Raw genomic sequence first — 1,955 nt, forward strand, 5'->3', positions numbered from 1 at the left:
ATCCTAAGGGAATTTCGGATGCAAGGAAAGTAACTTCAGTGGACACAGGTTAATGCATGGCACGGTTTTTTACCACCGCGCAGCGGTTTAGTCCAAACTTAGATATATATCCTATTCAGGATAACTGCCCAAGTGTTCAACAACATTCGAACAGTCCAATCGTCACCCTATTTCACCACCTATCGCAGTGGCGGATCGTACTTGCGAAGCAGGTCATCGAGCGCCTCACGCAACAGCACCGACTCTTTACGACTCAGTGACTCCGCGAGGGAGCTAAGTTGGCGCACACTGCTCGATGCGTAGTAGCATGTCTTCATCACCATGTCATTGTTCGATGGTAGGCTCACCTGATTGCCCCCCATCTCTTTGGCGTTATGCAGGGCCGCATCCGCCGCCCGGATAAGTCCTCGCATCTCCTTCGCGTCGCGGGGATACTGACTTACACCAATTGAGATGTGAATCGTGCACCCTTGAGGAGCCCCCACGGCTTCTCGGCTTTCCTCCACTGTTTGCCGCACTTTCTCCATCATGAGAAACGCCTGCTCCAAGGTCTGACCCGGCAGCAACGCTGCAAATTCATCTCCAGCCACTCGATAAGCCTTCACGCAATGCGTTTTGAGCACATCCGCAATTCCTTTTAGTACAAGGTCACCTACTTCATGGCCATGGTCGTCGTTCACCGTCATGATTTGATCCACATCTAACAGGGCCACGCCAACCGATTCGTACTTCTTCATCGCCTCCTCCACATCTTGTTCAAACATTTGAAACGTTCCCAGTCCGGTCAATCCATCCACCTACATCACCCCTAAACAGGTATTATGCATGTATGCATGTATGCATATATAATACGATACAATACAATTTGTAATATATCAATATATATAATATTGAACTGGCTGATGTGACGTTGTCTTCGATAGTTATCGCAAGTTTCCTGTGCTTCATGTGCAAGGCTACTGGTTAGAATGACAATCCGAATGCCCGCTCTATCGCGGGTTTCGATCAGATAAACATACACTGCCTAAGCAAACCAAGGTTTGTCGCGTGACGGATGAATCCGCCGTAACAATTCGTTCTTCTATAACCTCATGAATCACAGCGTTCTCCTTGTGATCGTGATAAGGTGAGCGTCCAATCATTCGCACCTCGTTTGTGAATGAATGAGGAGAGATAATGTCCTTAAGTGAACTCCAGGGGGTGTTTTTTCATCTCCATAGAAGAAGCGCGAAGGCAGTGGAAAGTCCGTGTCGATGAGTTTCTGGCTAGTGGCGAGACGGCCACCGCGTGGTGCAGAGAACACAGCCTCAATGTGAATCAATTCCGGCGTTGGGTGTTGCCGACCCGTTTCGATGTCGGGAAATGAGAGTCTCTCTCCGTGTCAACTCACGTAAAAATCTTACCGAAGAGGAATGGCTAACTCATTTAAAAATCTAACCCAATCTCTATCCATTTGAAGAATGAGCGGGAGGGGTGAATGGCCGGGGGCCAGAGGGGAGGAGCGAAAGCGGCTTCCCCTGTGTGTGCCTGTGTGTGCCTGTGGAGCTTGTGGGTAACTCGAAGAGTTATCCATCCAATCCACAGGAGGCTCTTCCATATTTCAGTGGATCCCCTCAGTACCATTCGGGCAACTTCTGTTGCTCTCAATCCACGGAGCCGGTGCGGGCATGGGCGGTGGGGTGACGTTGACTCCCTGGGACCCTTGTGCTAAGAGCGCAACGAGCTGCCTGTGTAGTCGAAGAGGGTTCAGAGACTGTGCCCATTGAGTCCAGTGTTGCAGACTGTCTTCTGAGACGACCTTGGCCTCCATAGACCGCTGTAAGGGGGGCGTACGGGCGATGTCGTATTTCTTGCGCACGTGGCTGCCCGATAAGGCTCATAGCAATATCCAGCCTTCTGCGCATGCCTCCCGAGTAAGTCGATACCCTGCGGTTAGCGGCGTCGGTCAAACCGAA

At 50.8% G+C, this 1,955-nt stretch carries 2 protein-coding genes; one reads left to right on the top strand and one right to left on the bottom strand.

Annotated elements, in window-relative coordinates; all coding sequences use genetic code 11:
* Positions 1–179: 179 nt before the first annotated feature.
* Complete coding sequence (locus AC2VLY_RS00875; RefSeq protein ID WP_486921607.1) at positions 180–797, bottom strand: GGDEF domain-containing protein; 618 nt, start codon at positions 795–797, stop codon at positions 180–182.
* Between the two features lie 389 nt (positions 798–1,186).
* On the opposite strand from AC2VLY_RS00875, the gene tnpA reads away from it, so the two are divergent.
* Positions 1,187–1,366 (top strand): IS66 family insertion sequence element accessory protein TnpA, encoded by a 180-nt coding sequence (gene tnpA, locus AC2VLY_RS00880; RefSeq protein ID WP_486921608.1) that lies wholly within the window; start codon positions 1,187–1,189, stop codon positions 1,364–1,366.
* Positions 1,367–1,955 lie beyond the last annotated feature (589 nt).

The sequence above is a fragment of the Acidithiobacillus sp. TH-A36 genome (assembly GCF_057473445.1).